Consider the following 18,829-nt stretch of genomic DNA (forward strand, 5'->3'; position numbering starts at 1 on the left):
GTATGGAAATTCTCCAGCGGGAAATGGTGTATATCTGGTACTACTTTACCCTGCAATTGGACCAGATTTTTGGCTACTGGGTCCTGGGTATGCTGCTGGGCTCCGCCGTTTCCGTCTTTTTGAAGGACAAAATCCACGGCGCTGTCCGCACCCTGGGCAGGGTCCACACAGGCGTATTGGGCCTTTTGGCCGCCAGCGCCCTGGGCATTGCCTCTCCTCTTTGTATGTACGGCACCATTCCCCTGGCCGCCTCCTTTTCCCAAAGCGGCGTAAAGGACGACTGGCTGGCCGCCTTTGCCATGGCCTCGGTGCTGCTAAATCCCCAGCTGATTATCTACAGTATGGCCCTGGGGAAAACCGCCCTGCTGATTCGGGTGGTCACCTGCTTTTTGTGCGGGGTGGCGGCAGGCCTTTTGGTGCGGATCTTCTTCCGGCACAAACCCTTCTTCACCTTTGGTCGGTTTCAGGAACCCGTGAGCCATGACACAGACCCCAACCTGCTGCTGCGGTATGTGAAAAACGTGGGCAGGAACCTGAGAGCCACCGGACCCTATTTCCTGTTTGGCATCCTGCTTTCCGCCCTGTTCCAGCGCTACGTACCCGCCCAGCTGATGACCCAGGTCTTTGGCGGCAACAAAGCCTGGGGCGTCCTGATGGCCGCCACCATTGGCGTACCCCTGTATGCCTGCGGCGGAGGCACCATCCCCCTGCTCCAGCAGTGGCTGGCAGAAGGCATGAGCCTGGGCAGCGCCGCCGCCTTTATGCTCACCGGCCCCGCCACCAAAATTACCAACCTGGGCGCACTGAAAATCGTCCTGGGACTGAAACACTTCTTGCTGTACATCGGATTTGTTATGCTATTCGCCCTGGTGACGGGGCTGCTGGTGAACGGAATTTTCGTTGCTTGAGGAAATTCAAAAACTGCACAACCAAAAAGTCAGGCTCCTCTCTGCATCGCAGAGAAGAGCCTGACTTTTCTTGTTGTAGCAACTTTTTACAACATAAAATACTTCAACACAAACACTACCGCCAAACCGCCCATCAGCGGATTCAGTTTCTTCCGCTTTCCAGTGAGCAGGTTCATAACCACGTAGCTGATGATGCCAAAGGAAATGCCTTCAGAAATGCTGTAGCAGAAGGGCATGGCAATAATGGCAATGTAGGCCGGAATGGTTTCGCTGAAATCCTGGAAGCTGATTTCCGTAATGGAGCTGAACATCAAAAAGCCCACCAGAATTAGCGCAGGAGCCGTAGCGAAGGAAGGAATGGCCATAAAGAACGGGGAGAGGAACAGGGAAACGGCGAACAAGAGGGCCACGATGACCCCGGTGAGACCGGTCCGGCCCCCTTCGGAAACCCCGGCAGCACTTTCCACCACGGTGGTTACGGTGCTGGTCCCCAGTACCGCCCCGGCGCAGGTAGCTACTGCATCGGCGAGCAGTGCTCCCCGGATGTTGGGCAGCTTGTTGTTTTCGTCCAGCATTTTGCTCTTGGTGGCCACGCCGATAATGGTGCCCAGGGTATCAAACAGATCCACAAACAGGAAGGCAAAAATCACGGCGAAGAAGTCCAAGGAGAAAATATGGCTAAAGTCCAGCTGCATAAATAACGGGGACGGATCCCGGGGCAGGAAGGACGCCAGACCCCCGGAAAAATTGGGAAATACGCTGAAGGTACCCAGGCTGGGGTCCGGCACGTACAGCCCTGTGGCTTCGCAGACCATGCCCACAAACCAGGTGCCCAGAATCCCAAACAGGATATTGCCCTTGACCTTTTTGATGATCAAAATGGACGTGAACAGGATGCCCAGCAGGGACAGCAGCACTGTAATCCCCACACTGTGGAAGGTGCCGTTAGCCAGGGCCTGGGAAAAGGAGTACAGGGAAACCTTGGTGGCTGGGTTAGCGACGATAATCCGGGAGTTCTGAAGCCCCAGAAACGCAATGAACAGCCCGATGCCCACCGTAATGGCCTGCTTCAGGGTCAGGGGAATGGCGTTGAAAATCGCTTCCCGGATGCTGGTCAGCGTCAGCAGAATGAAGATAATCCCTTCCACAAAAACGGCGGTCAAAGCCGTGTGCCAGGAATAGCCCATCTGCTGGACTACCGTGTAGGCAAAGTAGGCGTTCAGCCCCATACCCGGGGCCAGGGCGAAGGGATAGTTGGCAAAGGCAGCCATGCACAGCGTCCCCACAATGGACGCAATCGCAGTCACCGTCAACAAAGCCCCCCGGTCCATACCCGTAGTACTGAGCACCATAGGATTGACGATCAGAATATAAGCCATGGTCATAAACGTGGTAAGCCCGGCGATGATTTCCGTCCGGACCGTGGTGTGAGCTTCCTTCAGGCGGAAGACCCGTTCAAGAAATTGTTCCATAGAAAATTAGCTCCTCTTTCTTCCCCCTATAGAAATGATTTTTGTAAGAAAAGAAACGGTTTTAACCCGCTCTTTTGTAGAATAACTTCTATTATAGCAAATTTTACCCCAAAAAAGACAACTTAGTGGGGTAGACTACCATAAAAAATTGGAGACGATACTCCATGGACCGCAACAACCGATAAAAGCGCTAGCCCTGTGATAGCCGTCCGGAAAGCAAGCCCACAGGGCGAAACTGCCTGGAATACGGCGAACCGCTAATCTTGGATGGGGGACGCAATGGTGCGCTACTAATATGGGTGCAGGCCCATTCGGGCTACTTGGTTGTTGTTCGCAATGTTTGCCTTTCCGTTCTCTTTGGGGTATATTTTCAAAAAAGCGACGGAGCGCTGACTATTTTTGAAAACATAGCCACCAGTTGGTGCGGTCAGCGAACCTGAAGTGTGCTGGTTCAGGGTATCCACTCTCCTGCATCACTACCTTTCGCAAAGGTAGTGATGCTTTCCTCTCCCCTCGTATGATATGTATGTGAGTTATTAAAAACAGCTCACATACATATTTTTTGTGCGTATAGCGGTAAGAACCATTCGGAGAATTTTCCTCTTCCGGTTTCCCGTCTATACAATCTGAAGCTCTGTAACAAAAGGTTTTCCCATGGTACGATATCAGTAGAGTCTGATGTCCGGAGGCACTGCTATCTCCCCTTGCAGCCAGTTCGTCTGTGTCTGCTCCCTTTAGCATGCGGCCCAGCTCATGAAGCATTACTCCGCTAACACAGAAGTTGCATCTCCTGCCTTAGCACCAGCAAAAAGGCTGACAGGATGAATGCTAATTGCGCGAGGTTGCGGTTACTTCATGATGCCTGGGATAAACCTTTTGCTCAGGCTTCACAAATCTGATCTGGGAAGGAGGATGATATCTTGATTAAGATCAACACTTTGTCAACTTTATACGTCGGTATTGATGTAAGTTCAAAATCCAATGTTGTCTATGCCATGGACTTTGAACAGAATAAGCTTCTTTCTGATTCTTTCCCTAATAATCAGCCTGGCGCTGAAAAATTGGCGAATGCTATCTGTAAATGTATGCTTTCTCATCGAAATCTAAATACTATCGTTTTCGCATTAGAATCCACCTCCATGTACAGTATTCATATTGCCAATTTCCTGTCAGCCAGCGAAATTCTCATGCCTTTTCATCCGTATGTTTATTGTCTCAATCCAAAAATCACAGCGAATTACCGAAAAACTTTTATTGGTAAATTGCAAGTTGAATTTGAACAACTATAATCAAGAAACACACTCAATAGCATAAACTTCATCGAGGAATGCATCAAATAGCTCTGACGGCGTATGGTAGCCCAAAACACGACGTGGGCGCTGGTTCAGCGTATCTGCCATGTTCAGGATATCCTCATCAGAGAACCGCTCTACGGACATGCCCTTTGGGATGAAATCCCTCAGCAAGCCATTGTGGCGTTCGTTTTGAGCCCGTTCCCACGAGCTGTACGAATGTGTAAAGTACATCTTGGTGCCGAGACTCTCGAACTGTGACAAGTTCTCAAACTCAGGACCGTTATCGGCCGTCATCGTCTTAAAAATCTGGCTGAAGCGCTCTGCGCCATATAGCTCCTGCAACTGTGCAAGAGCGGATTCAACGCCGGCACAGGTACGTCCAGGAATGCGGATGGCGATGTAGTTGCGCGTAACCTTTTCAACAGCAGTGAAGACTACTGCCTCACGGCCTGCACGCTGACCAACGACCGTGTCCACTTCCCAGTGGCCAATTTCGGTACCTTCATTGACGACGGCAGGACGTTCCTCAATGGAGCGACCCTTCATACGCTTGTTCTTACGTACCCATTTCCGACGGTGTTTATGCTTTAAGGCTCGCGGGACTTCGAAGAGCGACAGCGGAAGCTTATTAGCCCAAAGCATGTTGTAAAGCGTCTTGGTACAGGGAATCTGTTCCGGCGTAAATAGCTTGTTCCGCCTAGCATAGCCAACGCAGGCATCCAGTGACCAACGTTCCTGGCGGACTTGTTCTACCATCCATTGGATGAACGATTCGCAGTCGTCATGATCGATTTTGCAAGTCTTCCTGGAGTTCTTGCGATTCTTTGCGTATGCCTTCTGACCGCGCTTTGCCATATACTGTGGGGCACGACCGTGCTTGCTTTTTCGTTCCGGCGTTCCACGCCGAAGCTCATAGAAAACAGTCGTATGAGCACATCCTACTGCAGCAGCAATGTTGCGAAGGGAAAGCCCTTGACGATGCAGAGCTTGAATCATACCACGTTCTTCCAAAGAAAGATGGCGGCCGGGGATACGTACGTCCTCCATTGTGTTAGAATGGATGTGATCCATCGTGATTGCTCCTTTGTTGATGATTTCTCGCAAAACCATTTTAGCATGAGGCTTCACTATGGATTTTTATTTTTTGATTAACTGTTCAAGTTCATTTTACAACTGACCCACAGAAAATATCTTGAATAGGGAATTTAAAGCCGATGCCCCTAACCAGAAATGGTGTACTGACGTCTCAGAATTTCACTACTATGAGGGGGTAGTTGTGCATAAGGTATATCTGAGCGCGATTATTGACCTGTATGACAGACGAATTGTTTCCTATGTGATAAGCAACCGGAACGATAAAAATTTGGTATTCAATACCTTCAATAAGGCATTGTTGAAAAACCCTGGCGCGCATCCCCTGTTTCACTCTGACCGGGGATTCCAATACACCTGCAGGGATTTCCGCAAGATGATTCTAGATGCTGGTATGACGCAGAGTATGTCACGGATAGGAAAATGCATTGATAATGGCCCGATGGAAGGCTTCTGGGGCATGCTGAAAAGAGAACGGTACTATACTCGTGACTTCGACAGCCGTAAAGCTTTGGTAACGATGATTAATAACTACATGGAGTATTACAACAGTGGCCGTTTGCAGCGGAATTTGGGCCGTTTGACCCCTATGCAAAAACATAATAGCTACCAAATGGCGGCGTAGAGGTTTATATTATTAGGAACTGTCTACTTGACGGGGAGCACACCAANCATGGAGTATTACAACAGTGGCCGTTTGCAGCGGAATTTGGGCCGTTTGACCCCTATGCAAAAACATAATAGCTACCAAATGGCGGCGTAGAGGTTTATATTATTAGGAACTGTCTACTTGACGGGGAGCACACCAAGCGTGAAGGAGGTGGGGCCCGGAGGGCCTCAGAGGAAGTTTAAATGTTCGGATATAGTTGTAACAAATGAACGCTAAAGAAGGGGCTGTGGAAAAATGAAAGCTCATTTTTTCACAGCCTTTTTTTGCTAGGAAAGATTTCTGCTGAAATGTTGTAATTCCAACGGACCGGGCAAGAAAAATGGGGTATGATACAGCTAACAAGGCAGCGGGAACGAAGCCGCTGCAGGGGAGGCATTCTTATGATTACGAAAAACAACACTTTTGCGGAAGTGGTACGGCAATATCCACAAACCATCGGGCTTTTCAACGAACTGCATCTGGACTACTGCTGCGGCGGGGATCATACCCTGGAACAGGGCGTAGCGGGAAAGGACGTGAATTTGGAGGACCTTTTGGCAAAACTCAACGCAGCAGCCCAAAAGGTGCCGGCCAAGGAAACGGGAGCTGCGGCTTCCCTGGACGCCTTTAAGGAACTGTCCATTCCGGAAATGCTGGACAGCCTGGAACAGACCCACCACGTAACGGAACGGGAAATGATGGGCCAGGCAGAGGAGCTGTTAAACAAAATTCTCATCGTCCATTATCCCCATCACGGAGAGCTGCTGACCCAGCTGCATCACCTGTACTGCGCTTTGAAGGCGGAGCTGGAAGAACATTTTGCCAAAGAAGAACGGCTGGTGTTCCCGCTGCTGCGGCAGCAGCCCCAGCCGGACGCCCAGACCCTGGCCTATGTGAAAAAACTGGAAGAGGAACATAGCGCAGCCGGGGACCTGATCAAGGAAATCCAAAAGCTGACGGAAAACTTTACGCTGCCGGCAGATGCCTGCATCACTTTCGAACGGACCTATAAGACTCTTGAAGCCCTGTTCGATGATATTTTCATCCACATTTTCAAGGAAAATTCCATCCTGTTCCCGGAATACGAGGAACAAGCCCAGAAATAAACTGCATAGAAAGAGCGGGACTGGCTGAGTTCAGTTCCGCTTTTTTATGACCCGAAGCCGGCAGAAACACCTTTGCCAGTCTGTTAGCTTTCTGATAGACTATAGCCAAGGAGATGATCTTATGGATCTAGGACTGACAGATAAAGTAGCGGTCATTACCGGGGGTACGGCGGGCATCGGCCTGGCCACGGCCAAGCAGTTCCTGGCGGAAGGCTGCCAGGTAGCCATTTGCGGGCGCCGGCAGGAAACCCTGGACAAGGCACTGGCCCAGCTGGGGCCCTGGGCCTTTGGCATCCCGGCAGATGTGACCATTGAAGCGCAGGTCTATGCCTTTGCCAAAGCGGTAAAGCAGCATTTTGGACATATAGACGTATGGGTGAACAATGTAGGAGCCTCCTTTGCCCGGGAGGAGGAATGGTACACGGTTGAGGAGATTGACCGGCATTATGAGGTGAATTTCAAGTCCATGGTTATGGGCTGCCAAACCGCGGTGCCGTATCTGGAAAAACAGGGGGGCGTTATTGTGAACGTGGCTTCCCTGGCGGCCCGCTGTGCCACCAGCGGCCGGGCTACCCTGTACGGGGCCATGAAGGCAGCGGTGGTCAATTATACCAATACCTTTGCCGGAGAAGTGGCCAGCCGGGGAATCCGCGTGGTCTCCATACTGCCGGGATTTACCCTGACGCCCTTGGTGGAAGCTACCATTTCCCCGGGAGAACTGGAAAAGCAGGTGAAGCAGTGCCTGCTGCGCCGGGCTGCCAAGCCGGAAGAAATTGCGGCTCCCATTGTGTTTGCCGCCAGCAGCAAAGCCAGCTACATGACGGGTACCGCAGTGGAAATTTCCGGGGGTCGGGCTGTGACGCTGAATCCTGGTTATTCCTACGGGGAATAAGCAAAAAATAAATTCCAACAAAATGCTAGGAAAAAATTTAGCGGCCAAATGACTTTTTTTGAAATAAACGCTTGACAAGTTGATATTCCTAGCGTACTATATTGCTAAACATTGTAAATACGGAAAACGCGAAGATCGGAATAAGTACACATATAAGGCCCATACAGAGAGCGGGAATCACCGGCTGAGAGTTCCTGCCGCAAGCCAAGTATGTTGGAATGCCTCCGTGAGCGGGCGGGCGAATTAGATAGTAGCCTTGCACGGATGTCCCCACGTTAGCGGGTTAGAGTTGCAGCGAAGTTTGCTGTAAGCAGAGTGGAACCACGGACCACCGTCTCTGTATAGAGACGGTGTTTTTTTGTACCCTTTTTCCGGGAAAATCTGCGATTTTGCGCTACCGTACTACCTGTAAAACCTAGTATTTTACTAGAGATTATTTCACTTCGGGGAGGATTTTAAAATGACTCAAAGCAAAAAAGAATTGGTGTTTGCAGCAATGGACAACAAACCGGTGGACCGGGTTCCTTCTGGTTTCTGGTTCCATTTCCTTCAGGACGAAATCCACTCCGATTCCTTCCAGCATCCGGAACTGTTTGAACAGCTGTATGCGGGAGAAACCCGTTACATCGATACGGTGCAGCCGGATTTCGTGAAGATTATGACCGATGGGTTCTTCCCTTACGAAAACCCTACGGCCTTCGGTCTGGAAACGGTGGAAGATTTCAAGCACATTGTGCCTTTGAAGGACGATGATCCTTGGTTTACGGTCCAAATCGGGTACGCCAAGAAACTCAGCGAACGCTACGGCAAGGACATTCCGTTGTTCTACAATCTGTTCTGCGCCGGCACGACCCTGAAATTCATGCGCAAGGACATTTTTGCCGCCGACGCCTGGCTGTCCAAGCTGGTGCTGGAGGATCCGGCAGCGGTGAAGCAGGGCCTGGACGTAATCTCCGGGGATATTGCCAAACTGGCCAAACGGCTGATTACCGAAGGCGGCGTTACCGGCATCTACCTGAGCCTGCAGAACCTGTTGGGCGAAGGCATTAACGAAGCGATTTACCAACAGGTGCTGGCACCTGGTGAAAAAGCCATCCTGGCAGCCGCCAACAGCGTCAGCGACTACAACATCCTGCACATCTGCGGCTGGTCCGGACACCGGAACGATTTGACCTGGTATAAGGACTACGAGGTGAAAACCATCAACTGGGCCGCGGTAGTGGAAGGGGTGCCCTTGGAAGAAGGCCGGAAGATTTTCGGCGGCCGGGCTGCCCTGGGCGGCTTTGGCAACCTGGATAACGAAGTGCTGTACATCGGCACCAAGGAAGAAATTCAGGCAGAAACCAAACGGATTCTGGAAAAGGCCGGCAGAACCGGCATCATCCTGGGTGCCGACTGCACCGTGCCCCGGGATACCAATTGGGAACATTTCGCTTGGGTGCGGGAAGCAGCCAAATAACCAGCTAAAAAGGGGAGTATAGAAGATGAATCTGAAAAAACTCAGCAAAATCGTTTTGACGGCAGCTCTGACGGGCGTTCTGGCAGCAGGCCTGGCAGGCTGCGGCAAAAGTGACGATAAGGCGGCTGCAGGCGGCAGCGACAAAAAGAAAGTGGTGAATGTGGCCTTCACCAACTACTATGTACCCTATGACTTTGTCAACGACAAGGGCGAGCCCGATGGCTTTGAAGTGGCCGTGATGAAGGAAGTGGCCAAGAAGCTGCCCCAGTACGAATGGAAATTTACCGGTACCTCCGATGATGATCTGCTGATCGGGGTCGAATCCGGCAAGTACCAGGTAGGTACCAAGGGCATCTGGAAAACCGCAGCCCGGGAAAAGAAATACGTCTTCCCGAAAAACAACATTGGCGCCAGCGTCATTGGTCTGGTTATCCGGAAAGAAAACGCCAACGAAATCAAGGACATGGATTCCTTTGCCAAGTTCAGTGGCAAGCTGGTCCCCATCGCTCCCCAGGATGCCCGGTACTCCGTTATCGAGCAGTACAACAAGGAACATCCTGACAAGCAGATTCAGTTAAAACCCTCCGAAGCATTCCAGATTGCAGATGCCTACAGCTGGGTGCTGGAAGGCCGGTATGATGCTTACCTGGAAGTAGAGCTGAGCTACAAGAACAACATCGAAAAGGCGGATGCCCCGTACCATAAGTTTGCAGATTCCCTGACCTACCTGCGCTACAAAGGCATTCCCACCTATCCGCTGTTCAACAAGAAAGAACAGAAACTGGCAGATGAGTATGACAAGGCCGTGAAGGAACTGAAAGACGACGGCACTATTGATAAGCTGGAAAAACAGTATTTTGGCGAAAGCCTGTCCCAGTACCTGGGCAAATAAGCAAGCTTAATCCCGCATGGGCTTTGCAGGGCAAAGCCCATGCCTAACTTGGAAAGTGAGAACTTCCACTAGAGGGAAGTCAATTCATAAAGGAGGAATGCGCAGTGCAAACGAGAATTTTTGACCCTTCGGTGATCCTGTCCACCCTGCCGGAGCTGCTGTCCTATTTATCCGTAACTCTGCTGGTGGCTTTTGCCAGTGTGTTCTTCGGATCTGTTTTTGGAATGGTGCTGGCCAAGGCCAAGCTGGGTAACCACCGGCTGCTTAAAGGGCTGGCCCATGGGTACACCTATATCATGCGCTGCACCCCTTCCATTGTTCTCTTGTTCATTGTTTTCTATGGGCTGCCCAAGTTGGCAGAAGCTTTTACGGACCTGAACCTGCACGAGGTGAACCGGGCGGTCTACGCCATCATTACCTTTACCCTGCTGTTTGGGGCCTACATTTCGGAAGTGTTCCGGGCAGCCTATCAGGCCGTCCCCAAAGGGCAGTATGAAGCTGCTGTCAGCATTGGGCTGACGCCCTTCCAGGCTTTTCGCCAGGTAATGCTGCCCCAGGCGGCGGTGGTAGCCCTGCCCAACTTTGGCAATTCCCTGATCAATCTGATGAAGGAAGGGGCGCTGGCCTATACCATCGGTCTGATTGATATGCTGGGGAAAGCCAATCTGATTATTGCCCAGAACTTCGGGGCCTACGGGGTGGAAATCTATCTGGCGGCCATGCTGGTGTACTGGGGCCTGACCACGCTGGTGGGCCAAGGCTTTAACGTTCTGGAGGCTCATTTGAGCAAAGGCCAGGTGAGAACAAGACAAACGGCCAAGGTACGGGTACCGGTGCTGAACGGACCGTCCCTGGGTCTGATCAAAAAATTGCAGCGGCAGGCACTGCATTAAAGGAGGAGCACCATGGAACTGGATACAGCCTTTATGGCAGACACTTTTCTCAAAATCTGGAGCGGTATCGGCACGACCCTGGGGCTCACCGCCCTGTCCCTACTAATCGCCATTCCCTTTGCCTTCTACATGGCGCTTTTGCGGATTCGGGGGAATGTGCTGGGCAGCAGCCTGACCAAAGCCTACGTTTCCTTTGTCCGGGGAACGCCTATTGTACTGCAGATATTGTTGTTCTACAGCCTTTTGCCCAGTTTTTTGAACGTAGTGGTGAAAAGTTTGGGCCTGGACTTTAATGTATTTGAAAGCATTGACCCCTTCTGGTACGCCGTGATTATTTTTGCCTTAAACACCACGGCACTGCTCAGCGAAGTGTTCCGGTCGGCGCTGCTGAGCATTCCCCGGGGACAGCTGGAAGCCGGAGTGAGCATTGGCCTTAGCCCTTTCCAAACCTACCGGAAAATTATCATTCCCCAGGCTGCGGTGGTGGCCTTGCCGGCGGTGTGCAACATTACCGTGAATCTGATCAAGGGCACGTCCCTGGCCTTTCTCATGACCGTAAAAGATGTGCTGGCGGTGGGCAAGATTGCCGCTTCCTATGGGTACAATTATATTGAAGCGTACCTGGATGTTTTTGTTGTTTACCTGATTGTCTGCACTGTAGTGCAGCTGGCCTATAAATTGGCGGAAAACCGGATGGGTTCTTTCCGGGCCGCTTAAGAGGGGTGGAATCAAGATGCTGTTATCGATTCGAGATGTACGCAAAAGCTTTGGCGATTTGGACGTGCTGAAAAACGTTCATATGGATATCAATAAGGGAGATGTGGTGGTGATTTTGGGGCCCAGCGGCTCCGGCAAGACGACCTTTCTGCGCTGCCTGAACTTCCTGGAACGGGCGGATGCGGGAGAAATGGATTTTGCCGGTATGCATCTGGACCTGAACCGGGCTTCCCAAAAGGAAATTGCCGCTGTGCGGAAAAAGACAGCCTTTGTGTTTCAGGGCTACAACTTGTTTGCCAACAAGACGGTACTGGAAAATGTGACCCTGGGGCTCACCACCGGCCGGGGCATGGACAAAAAGGAAGCGGAAGAAATCGCCGTCCAGGCCCTTCAAAAGGTGGGGATGGGCGACCGGCTGGACTACTATCCTTCCCAGCTGTCCGGGGGTCAGCAGCAGCGGGTGGGCATTGCCCGGGCCATTGCGGTGAAACCCGACGTTATCCTTTTTGATGAACCTACCTCGGCCCTGGATCCGGAGCTGGTCGGGGAAGTTCTCAAGGTCATGAAGGACCTGGCAGACGAGGGAACCACCATGATTGTGGTAACCCACGAAATGAAGTTTGCCAAGGACGTAGCCACCCATGTTATCTTCATGGATGGGGGCGTGATTGTAGAAGAAGGCAGTTCCCAGGATATTTTTGAGCATCCCAAAGAAGAACGGACCCAGAAATTCCTTCACCGGGTGCTGTGCCATTCCTATAATTAACTCAGCGGCAAAGGCTGCCTCCAAAGCAGGGTGGTGCTTTGCTGCAAAAGCTGTTAGAATAACAGAAAGCAATAAAGAAATTTGTAAAATAACAAGCTGCGAGAGCGAAGGGCCTGCTGGGGAACGCAGGAAGGACCCTTAGCCCGCTGAGCCTCGGCCCAAACGGGTGCAGCAAGGGAGATGACCACGGACAAAACATGGCAGCACGGCAGCCGGTGAAACGGCTGGAAAGTAAATTACGAAAGCTTAGAGGAGCAAAAGGAGACGTATCATGAACATTCCATTTTTTGAGCAGTTTTTGATGATCAGCAGCCCGACTACCGTGGGCATTCTGGTCCTGTTTGTGGCCCTTTTGGGCGTGGTGTACTATTTGCAGCGGAAAAATACGGACTTTGGCACCCTGGTCATTGCCGGTACCCTTTTGGGGGCAGTGCTGGGACTGGTGGTCCAGGTGATTGCCGGATTCCCCACCGATCCTATGAAGGTGGCCTACGTAAAAGAAAGCACCAAGTGGTTCTCTTTGGTGGGCGGCGGCTTTATTGACCTGATTCGTATGTTGGTTATTCCCCTGGTGTTTATTTCCATTATTCATGTGATTCTTCATATGTCCCAGGGCGCCAATTTGAAGAAACTGGTAACTTCTACCTTGGGGGTAGCGCTCACCATGGTTTCCATTGCAGCCATTGTGGGCCTGACCCTGGGTTCTGTCACCCATCTGGGCCAGGGCATGAGCGCCGCCGAAGGGGCTTCCAAAATGCGTGAGGTAAAGCCGGTGGTGGATACCCTCCGGGCCCTGATTCCCAACAACCCGGTGAATGCCATGGCTACCACCAACGTAATTGCTGTGGTGGTATTTGCCGTAGTTATCGGCGGGATTGCCCGGCTGATCAAGACTACGGGCACAAACCAACTGGAATTGGTGACCAAGTTGTTTGATGAACTGCACCTGATTATTTCCTGGGCTGCGGACTTCATTATCGGTCTGATGCCCTACGGCGTGCTGGCCCTCCTGGCATCTACGCTGGCCCAGCGCGGGTTTGCAGCCATTCGGGATATGGGCCTTTTTATTGTCCTGATTTACGTGGGCGTGGCCATTATGCTGGTGGTACAGTCCCTGCTGCTGATGGCTTTTGGCCTGAACCCTGTGACCTATTTCAAGAAAGCCAAATCCGTACTGCTGCTGGCCTTTACTTCCCGCTCCAGTGTGGGGGCGCTGCCGGCTACCATCAATGCCCTGACGGAAAAATTGGGGGTTAACGATGCAACGGCCAACACGGTGGCCAGCTTTGGCACCACTGCCGGCATGCAGGGCTGCGCCGGTATTTTCCCGGCCCTGTGCATTGTGTACATTTCCAACGTGGCAGGCATCCAACTGGATATGACCATGTATGTGATGAGCGTCATCGTAGTGGCCCTGGGCTCCCTGGGGATTGCCGGGATTCCTGGTACCGCTACCATGTCCGCTTCCGTATCCCTGTCCGGAACGGGGCTGGGGGCCTACTTTGGAATGATCTCCCCGGTGCTGGCCGTTGATCCCATTGTGGATATGGGCCGGACCATGCTGAATGTCAGCGGCTCCATGACCAACGCCATTGTAGTGGACCGGCTGCTGGGCACCTTCAACAAGGAAGCCTTTGACGCGGAAGTGCCTGCGGCAAAAAGCAGCGAAGCTGACCGTTAAATAAAAGAAAGCGCCGAGAACCTGTATTTACAGGTTCCCGGCTTTTTTACGGGGTAAAACTAGAGAGTGGACCGGAAGGTAACCAGCTCTTCCAGCTTTTTCCGGGGCCGGGCTTTGGGAGCCTGGTCCGGATAGCCCAGGGCAACGGCGCCTACCAGCATGGCATCCGGCCGGCCTAGGGCGGTAAGCTCCGGATAGGCAAAGCAGGTGTTGCCTATCCACAGGGAGCCCAGGCCCAGCCGGGTGGCTTCCAGAATCAGGTTTTCCAGGGCGGCGCCAATGGACAGCAGGTCGCACTGCTCCTTAAAGCGGGCGTCAGCGCCAATTAGATCCGTCAGCTCAGCCGGGGCATTGGTGTTGTACACCAGGATGACCACCGGAGCCTGGCGCATGGTCATCAGGGTCATCCGGGCATCTGGCAGACCAAAGGCGGAACCAGGCAGAAAGTCGTGGTTCTGGCGTTCCCGGCGGATTCCCTGTTCCAATAGGGAGCAGGCCTGTTCCTTGGCAGAGTCCTCCAACACCACAAAGTGCCAGGGCTGGCGATTTTTCCCAGAAGGAGCCAGCTGGGCTGCCTTGAGTACGTCTAACAGCAGCTCCCGGGGTACGGGTTTAGCCTGGTATTTTCGGATGCTGCGGCGGGTTTCAATTTCAGGAATCATGGGGTCTTCTCCTTTTTGGCAATGTGATTTTCGGGCGGCTTAGTATTTCTTCACGCCGTCCAGCACCAGCATCTTATCCAGCTTGGTGTCAATTTCGGGTTCCCGGACTTTTTCGTTCCAGTCCTCCGGAGCTACTTCCTCCAGGGAAATATGGATGGCCTGGGGAGGGCAGCCCCAGATGTCCAGAATATCCTGGTAGATTTTATCCGCCAGTTTCTTTTCGGTTTCCGGATCTTTGGGATATACTTTCAAAGCAACGTAAGGCATGGCAATCTCCTTTCTTCGGTGAAACAGGGTAATAAAAAAGCGCTCCTTCTATTATAAAAGAAGGAGCGCAGGAGAAACAAGGGGATAATGGATTAGCGTTTTCTTTTGCTGCCGGCAGGCACCGCATCGGGGCTCACCGGGAACAATTTTACCAGGCCGTAGGTAATGGCGGCAAACAGGGCCATAACCACAAAGACCAGGGGATAGGCGATTACCAGAAGTTCCAAAGCAGCTTGTACACTATTTGTCATCATAAAGCCTCCTTTACATGAGAACCGGAATCAGCGCCATAACAAGGCCGCCTGCTACCACAGAAGCCACCTGGCCCGCTACGTTGACGCCGATGGCCTGCTGGATAATGAAGTTGCTGGGGTCTTCCTTCAGGGCCATTTTGGCAATTACCCGGCCGGAAATGGGGAAGGCGGAAATGCCACAGGCCCCAATCATGGGGTTGATTTTTTTGGTCAGAAACAGGTTGGCCAATTTGGCAAACAGCAGACCGCCCACCGTATCAAATACGAAGGCTACGGCACCCAGGCAGAGAATCTTCAGGACCTGGATGGTCAGGATATTTTCCGCGGTCATGGTGGCGCCTACGGTAATGCCCAGCAGCAGGGTTACCAGGTTGGTGAGCTCGTTTTGGGCCGTTTTGGCCAGGGAGTCACAAACTCCGGATACCTTCAGCAGATTGCCGAACATCAGGGCTCCAATCAGGGGAACGGAAATGGGCGCCAGGATACCGGCTACCAGGGTGACCATCAGGGGAAACAGGAACAGGGCCGTTTGGGAAACGGGCTTTTCTTCCTTATAGTGCATCTTGATCCGCCGTTCTTCCTTGCTGGTCAGCAGTTTCACAATGGGCGGCTGGATAATGGGCACCAGGGACATGTAACAGAAGGCAGTTACCGTAAGAGGTGCCAGCATTTCCGTGGCAAATTTCTGGGCCACGAAGATGGTGGTGGGGCCGTCGGCTGCACCTATGATGCCGATGGAAGCTGCTTCGTTAAAGGGGAAACCCACCAGGGCTGCGCAGATGGTGGCGGCAAAAATCCCCAAATGGGCGGCGGCTGCAAACAGCATCATGTAGGGGGCACGGAGCAGGGGGGCAAAGTCGCACATGGCGCCAATGCCGATAAAAATCAGCACCGGGAACAGTTCGTTGGCAATGCCGGCCTGGTACAGGACGGTGAGAAAGCCCGGCTCCCCGCCGCCCGTGGGCATTACGGCAAAATGGCCGGGAATGTTGGCCAGGATACAGCCTAGTCCCATAGGGAACAGGAGAACGGGCTCGTAGCCCTTCTTGACTCCCAGGTAGATCAGCAGGAAACCGACGGCAAACATAATCCAGACCGTGGGGTCCGACATACCCATGACGCCGGCAAATAATTCCTGGAATACGGTACTTGTGCTAGACATACATCATCACCTCAGCAAAATTTTGTCTTCCCGGCACGGGAGGGGAAAATCCCTGAAAAAAGAGGACCCAACATTTTTCAATGCCAGGTCCTCTACAGCCTTTCTACCCCCGTGCCATCCGTAGAAAGGGATTATGCAGTTTTGTTGGGGCCGCGCCTCTCGAGTTGACCGAACACCCATAAAGATTACACAACTAGTATAAGGCATTTTTCTCGTTTACGCAAGTTCTTCTCCTGGGTCCCTTGTGGTATAATAGGGGAAAAATGTAAATTCCTGAACAACAGGGGGGAGTGTTACCTATGGATTATAAAGAGGTAATGGAAGAAGCGAAAAAGGTTTTAGGCAAGTGCAAAGGCTGCCCGGTGTGCAATGGCGTTGCCTGCCGCAATACCATTCCTGGCCCTGGCGCCAAAGGTGTAGGGGATACGGCCATCCGCAACTACAACAAATGGCAGGAAGTCCGGGTTGTGATGGACACCCTGTGTGAAAAGCGGCCGGTGGATACCTCCATCGAACTGTTTGGCCGTACTTTTAAATACCCGATTTTTGCTGGCCCGGTGGGTGCTGTGGCCATGCACTACAGCGATAAGTACAATGACGTAACCTACAATGCGGAGCTGGTTCCTGGCTGCGCCGAAGCGGGCATTGCTGCCTTTACCGGCGACGGCATGGATCCCCAGGTCATGCAGGGTGCCACCCAGGCCATCAAAGCCTGCGGGGGCTTGGGCGTGCCCACGGTAAAACCCTGGAATACCCAGATGATTGCTGAAAAAATGGCGCTGGTAAAAGATGCTGGTGCCTTTGCGGTGGCTATGGACGTGGATGCGGCCGGACTGCCTTTCCTGAAAAACTTTGTGCCCCCTGCCGGGAGCAAATCCGTGGCCGAAATGGCAGAAATCATCGGCCTGGCTGGCCGTCCCTTTATTGTCAAGGGCATCATGAGCGTTAAGGGTGCCCTGAAGGCCAAAGAAGCCGGGGCAGCTGCCATCATCGTATCCAACCATGGGGGCCGGGTACTGGACCAAAGTCCTGCAACGGCAGAAGTGCTGCCGGAAATTGTGGAAGCTGTCAAAGGTTCCGGCCTGAAGATCCTGGTGGACGGCGGCATCCGCACCGGCGTAGATGTATTCAAGGCTTTGGCCATGGGCGCTGATGCCGTGGTTATTGCCAGACCCTTTGTGACTGCCGTTTATGGCGGCGGCAAGGAAGGGGTCAAGCTGCTGGCTGCCAAACTGGGTGCTGAGCTGGCGGACACCATGGAAATGTGCGGGGCTGCTTCCCTTAGCGAAATCAGCAGCGCCATGATTCGGAGGTAAGAAATTCTTGAGCAGGGTACATCATTTTTCCCCGTCACAGATTATTGCGCTCACCTTTGCCGGGCTGATTCTTACAGGGGCACTGCTGCTTATGCTGCCCCTGTCCAGTGCCCAGGGCACTTGGCTGCCTTTTGTGGATGCGCTGTTTACAGCGGCTTCCGCTTCCTGCGTTACCGGCCTTGTGGTAGTGGATACGGGGACTTATTTTTCCCTGTTCGGCCAGCTGGTGCTCATTGCCCTGATCCAATTGGGGGGCCTGGGCCTGATGCTGTTTGCTACGCTGTTTTCTGTGGCCATGGGCCGGAGAATCAGCCTTCAGGACCGGCTGAACATCCAGGCTTCCCTGAACCAGAACGATATGGAAGGGCTGGTGCGGATGTGTATCCGGGTGGCCAAATATACCCTGGCCATTGAGGGCTTTTTCGGTACTATTTTAGCCTTCCGGTTCTATCCGGAATTTGGCCTTCGAGGCATCTACTACGGCTATTGGCACGCCATCTCGGCCTTCTGCAATGCAGGCTTTGATTTGTTTGGCCAGTACCAGAGCCTGGTGCGCTACGTAACGGACCCCACCATCAATCTGGTAATCTGTATTTTGATTGTTTTGGGCGGCTTGGGCTTTGCGGTGATGAGCGACTGTCTGGAAAAGAAATTCCGGTTTGCCCGGCTGCGGCTTCACAGCAAAATGGTGCTGGTGGCCACGGCAGCTCTTATTGTGGCCGGTACCGTGGGGTTTGCCTTTTTGGAGCATGGGAATATGGGCACTATTGGAAGCCTTTCCCCGGCAGGCCAGTTCTGGGCCAGCCTGTTCCAGTCAGTAAGTCCCCGTACGGCGGGCTTTAACACGGTGGACATCAACAGTATGCGCAGTCCCACCATGGTGCTGACCATTCTCCTGATGTTTATCGGCGCGTCCCCGGCTTCCACCGGCGGCGGGATCAAGACCACTACCTTTGCCCTGCTGCTGCTGAATATCTGGCAGGTGCTCCACGGCAAGGACGAGTGTGTGGTCTACGGCCGGCGCATTGGGGACGAGACCATGTTCCAGGCCTTTGCCATTACCAGCATGTCGCTGATCTGGGTGACGGCAGCGGTGCTGTGCATCACCTATCTGGAAGATACCAGCTTTTTGTATGCACTTTTTGAAGTGGTTTCCGCCTACGCAACCGTGGGCCTTTCCACGGGACTCAGCCAGCATTTGTGCACGGCCAGCAAGATTATCCTGACGCTGACCATGTACACTGGCCGGGTAGGGGTTATGACCTTTGCCCTGGCGCTGACGGCCCGGAAAGACAGCGGCCATATCCGGTACCCGGAAGAAAAAATCATCATTGGTTAGGAGTACA

18 protein-coding genes and 1 pseudogene are annotated in these 18,829 nt (G+C 52.7%); 13 read left to right on the top strand and 6 right to left on the bottom strand.

Translation table 11 applies throughout. From position 1 onward, the window contains the following. Nucleotides 1-2: 2 nt before the first annotated feature. Nucleotides 3-908 (top strand): permease, encoded by a 906-nt coding sequence (locus tag C7E10_RS09700; RefSeq protein ID WP_105327082.1) that lies wholly within the window; start codon nt 3-5, stop codon nt 906-908. Nucleotides 909-994: 86 nt separating this feature from the next. Here the strand turns inward: C7E10_RS09700 and C7E10_RS09705 are convergent, their stop codons facing one another. Further along, entirely contained in the window at nt 995-2,380 is a 1,386-nt protein-coding gene (locus C7E10_RS09705) for an NCS2 family permease (RefSeq protein ID WP_105327083.1), read from the bottom strand. A gap of 920 nt (nt 2,381-3,300) precedes the next feature. On the opposite strand from C7E10_RS09705, the pseudogene C7E10_RS09715 reads away from it, so the two are divergent. Beyond that, a pseudogene (locus C7E10_RS09715) lies at nt 3,301-3,639 on the top strand (IS110 family transposase); the annotation flags it as partial. A gap of 30 nt (nt 3,640-3,669) precedes the next feature. Here C7E10_RS09715 and C7E10_RS09720 read toward each other — a convergent pair. Continuing rightward, the gene (locus C7E10_RS09720; RefSeq protein ID WP_105325528.1) at nt 3,670-4,746 is read right to left on the bottom strand and encodes an IS30 family transposase; all 1,077 of its coding nucleotides are present in this window, start codon (nt 4,744-4,746) and stop codon (nt 3,670-3,672) included. Between the two features lie 121 nt (nt 4,747-4,867). Here C7E10_RS09720 and C7E10_RS09725 point away from each other — a divergent pair, with 121 nt between their 5' ends. The 9 genes from C7E10_RS09725 (at nt 4,868) to C7E10_RS09765 (ending at nt 13,822) form a co-directional block, all read left to right on the top strand. Beyond that, nucleotides 4,868-5,392, top strand: coding sequence for an IS3 family transposase (locus C7E10_RS09725; RefSeq protein ID WP_160101783.1), 525 nt, complete (start codon nt 4,868-4,870; stop codon nt 5,390-5,392). A 425-nt stretch (nt 5,393-5,817) separates the two neighbouring features. After that, nucleotides 5,818-6,522: a DUF542 domain-containing protein gene (locus tag C7E10_RS09730; RefSeq protein WP_105327087.1), complete on the top strand. Its 705-nt coding sequence runs from the start codon at nt 5,818-5,820 to the stop codon at nt 6,520-6,522. 121 nt (nt 6,523-6,643) lie between these two features. Next, nucleotides 6,644-7,414, top strand: coding sequence for an SDR family NAD(P)-dependent oxidoreductase (locus tag C7E10_RS09735; RefSeq protein WP_105327088.1), 771 nt, complete (start codon nt 6,644-6,646; stop codon nt 7,412-7,414). Between the two features lie 460 nt (nt 7,415-7,874). Beyond that, a complete protein-coding gene (locus tag C7E10_RS09740) occupies nt 7,875-8,873 on the top strand; it encodes a uroporphyrinogen decarboxylase family protein (protein WP_105327089.1) in 999 nt (332 codons plus the stop codon). Between the two features lie 25 nt (nt 8,874-8,898). Further along, the gene (locus C7E10_RS09745; protein WP_105327090.1) at nt 8,899-9,765 is read left to right on the top strand and encodes a transporter substrate-binding domain-containing protein; all 867 of its coding nucleotides are present in this window, start codon (nt 8,899-8,901) and stop codon (nt 9,763-9,765) included. A gap of 104 nt (nt 9,766-9,869) precedes the next feature. Continuing rightward, a complete protein-coding gene (locus C7E10_RS09750) occupies nt 9,870-10,658 on the top strand; it encodes an amino acid ABC transporter permease (protein ID WP_105327091.1) in 789 nt (262 codons plus the stop codon). A gap of 12 nt (nt 10,659-10,670) precedes the next feature. Then, on the top strand, nt 10,671-11,375 hold the full coding sequence (locus C7E10_RS09755; RefSeq protein ID WP_105327092.1) for an amino acid ABC transporter permease: 705 nt from the start codon (nt 10,671-10,673) through the stop codon (nt 11,373-11,375). Between the two features lie 16 nt (nt 11,376-11,391). Next, a complete protein-coding gene (locus C7E10_RS09760) occupies nt 11,392-12,141 on the top strand; it encodes an amino acid ABC transporter ATP-binding protein (RefSeq protein WP_105327093.1) in 750 nt (249 codons plus the stop codon). 271 nt (nt 12,142-12,412) lie between these two features. After that, nucleotides 12,413-13,822, top strand: coding sequence for a cation:dicarboxylate symporter family transporter (locus C7E10_RS09765; protein WP_105327094.1), 1,410 nt, complete (start codon nt 12,413-12,415; stop codon nt 13,820-13,822). A gap of 59 nt (nt 13,823-13,881) precedes the next feature. On the opposite strand, the gene C7E10_RS09770 is transcribed toward C7E10_RS09765, so the two are convergent. The 4 genes from C7E10_RS09770 to C7E10_RS09780 all read right to left on the bottom strand — a co-directional run bounded on the left by C7E10_RS09770 (nt 13,882) and on the right by C7E10_RS09780 (nt 16,167). Then, entirely contained in the window at nt 13,882-14,484 is a 603-nt protein-coding gene (locus tag C7E10_RS09770) for a nitroreductase family protein (protein ID WP_105327095.1), read from the bottom strand. 39 nt (nt 14,485-14,523) lie between these two features. Next, a complete protein-coding gene (locus C7E10_RS09775; protein WP_105327096.1) occupies nt 14,524-14,751 on the bottom strand; it encodes a tautomerase family protein in 228 nt (75 codons plus the stop codon). A gap of 92 nt (nt 14,752-14,843) precedes the next feature. Beyond that, the gene (locus C7E10_RS12230; RefSeq protein ID WP_199614784.1) at nt 14,844-15,002 is read right to left on the bottom strand and encodes a hypothetical protein; all 159 of its coding nucleotides are present in this window, start codon (nt 15,000-15,002) and stop codon (nt 14,844-14,846) included. A gap of 13 nt (nt 15,003-15,015) precedes the next feature. Then, on the bottom strand, nt 15,016-16,167 hold the full coding sequence (locus C7E10_RS09780) for a sodium ion-translocating decarboxylase subunit beta (protein ID WP_105327097.1): 1,152 nt from the start codon (nt 16,165-16,167) through the stop codon (nt 15,016-15,018). A 299-nt stretch (nt 16,168-16,466) separates the two neighbouring features. Between C7E10_RS09780 and C7E10_RS09785 the strand changes: the two genes are divergently transcribed. Together C7E10_RS09785 and C7E10_RS09790 are read left to right on the top strand one after the other, a co-directional pair. After that, the gene (locus C7E10_RS09785) at nt 16,467-17,483 is read left to right on the top strand and encodes an alpha-hydroxy-acid oxidizing protein (protein WP_105327098.1); all 1,017 of its coding nucleotides are present in this window, start codon (nt 16,467-16,469) and stop codon (nt 17,481-17,483) included. Between the two features lie 7 nt (nt 17,484-17,490). Next, complete coding sequence (locus tag C7E10_RS09790; RefSeq protein ID WP_105327099.1) at nt 17,491-18,822, top strand: TrkH family potassium uptake protein; 1,332 nt, start codon at nt 17,491-17,493, stop codon at nt 18,820-18,822. The last annotated feature ends 7 nt before the right edge of the window (nt 18,823-18,829 follow it).

This window comes from Acidaminococcus hominis (assembly GCF_900291475.1).
In the GTDB taxonomy this organism is placed as follows: Bacteria; Bacillota; Negativicutes; order Acidaminococcales; family Acidaminococcaceae; genus Acidaminococcus; species Acidaminococcus hominis.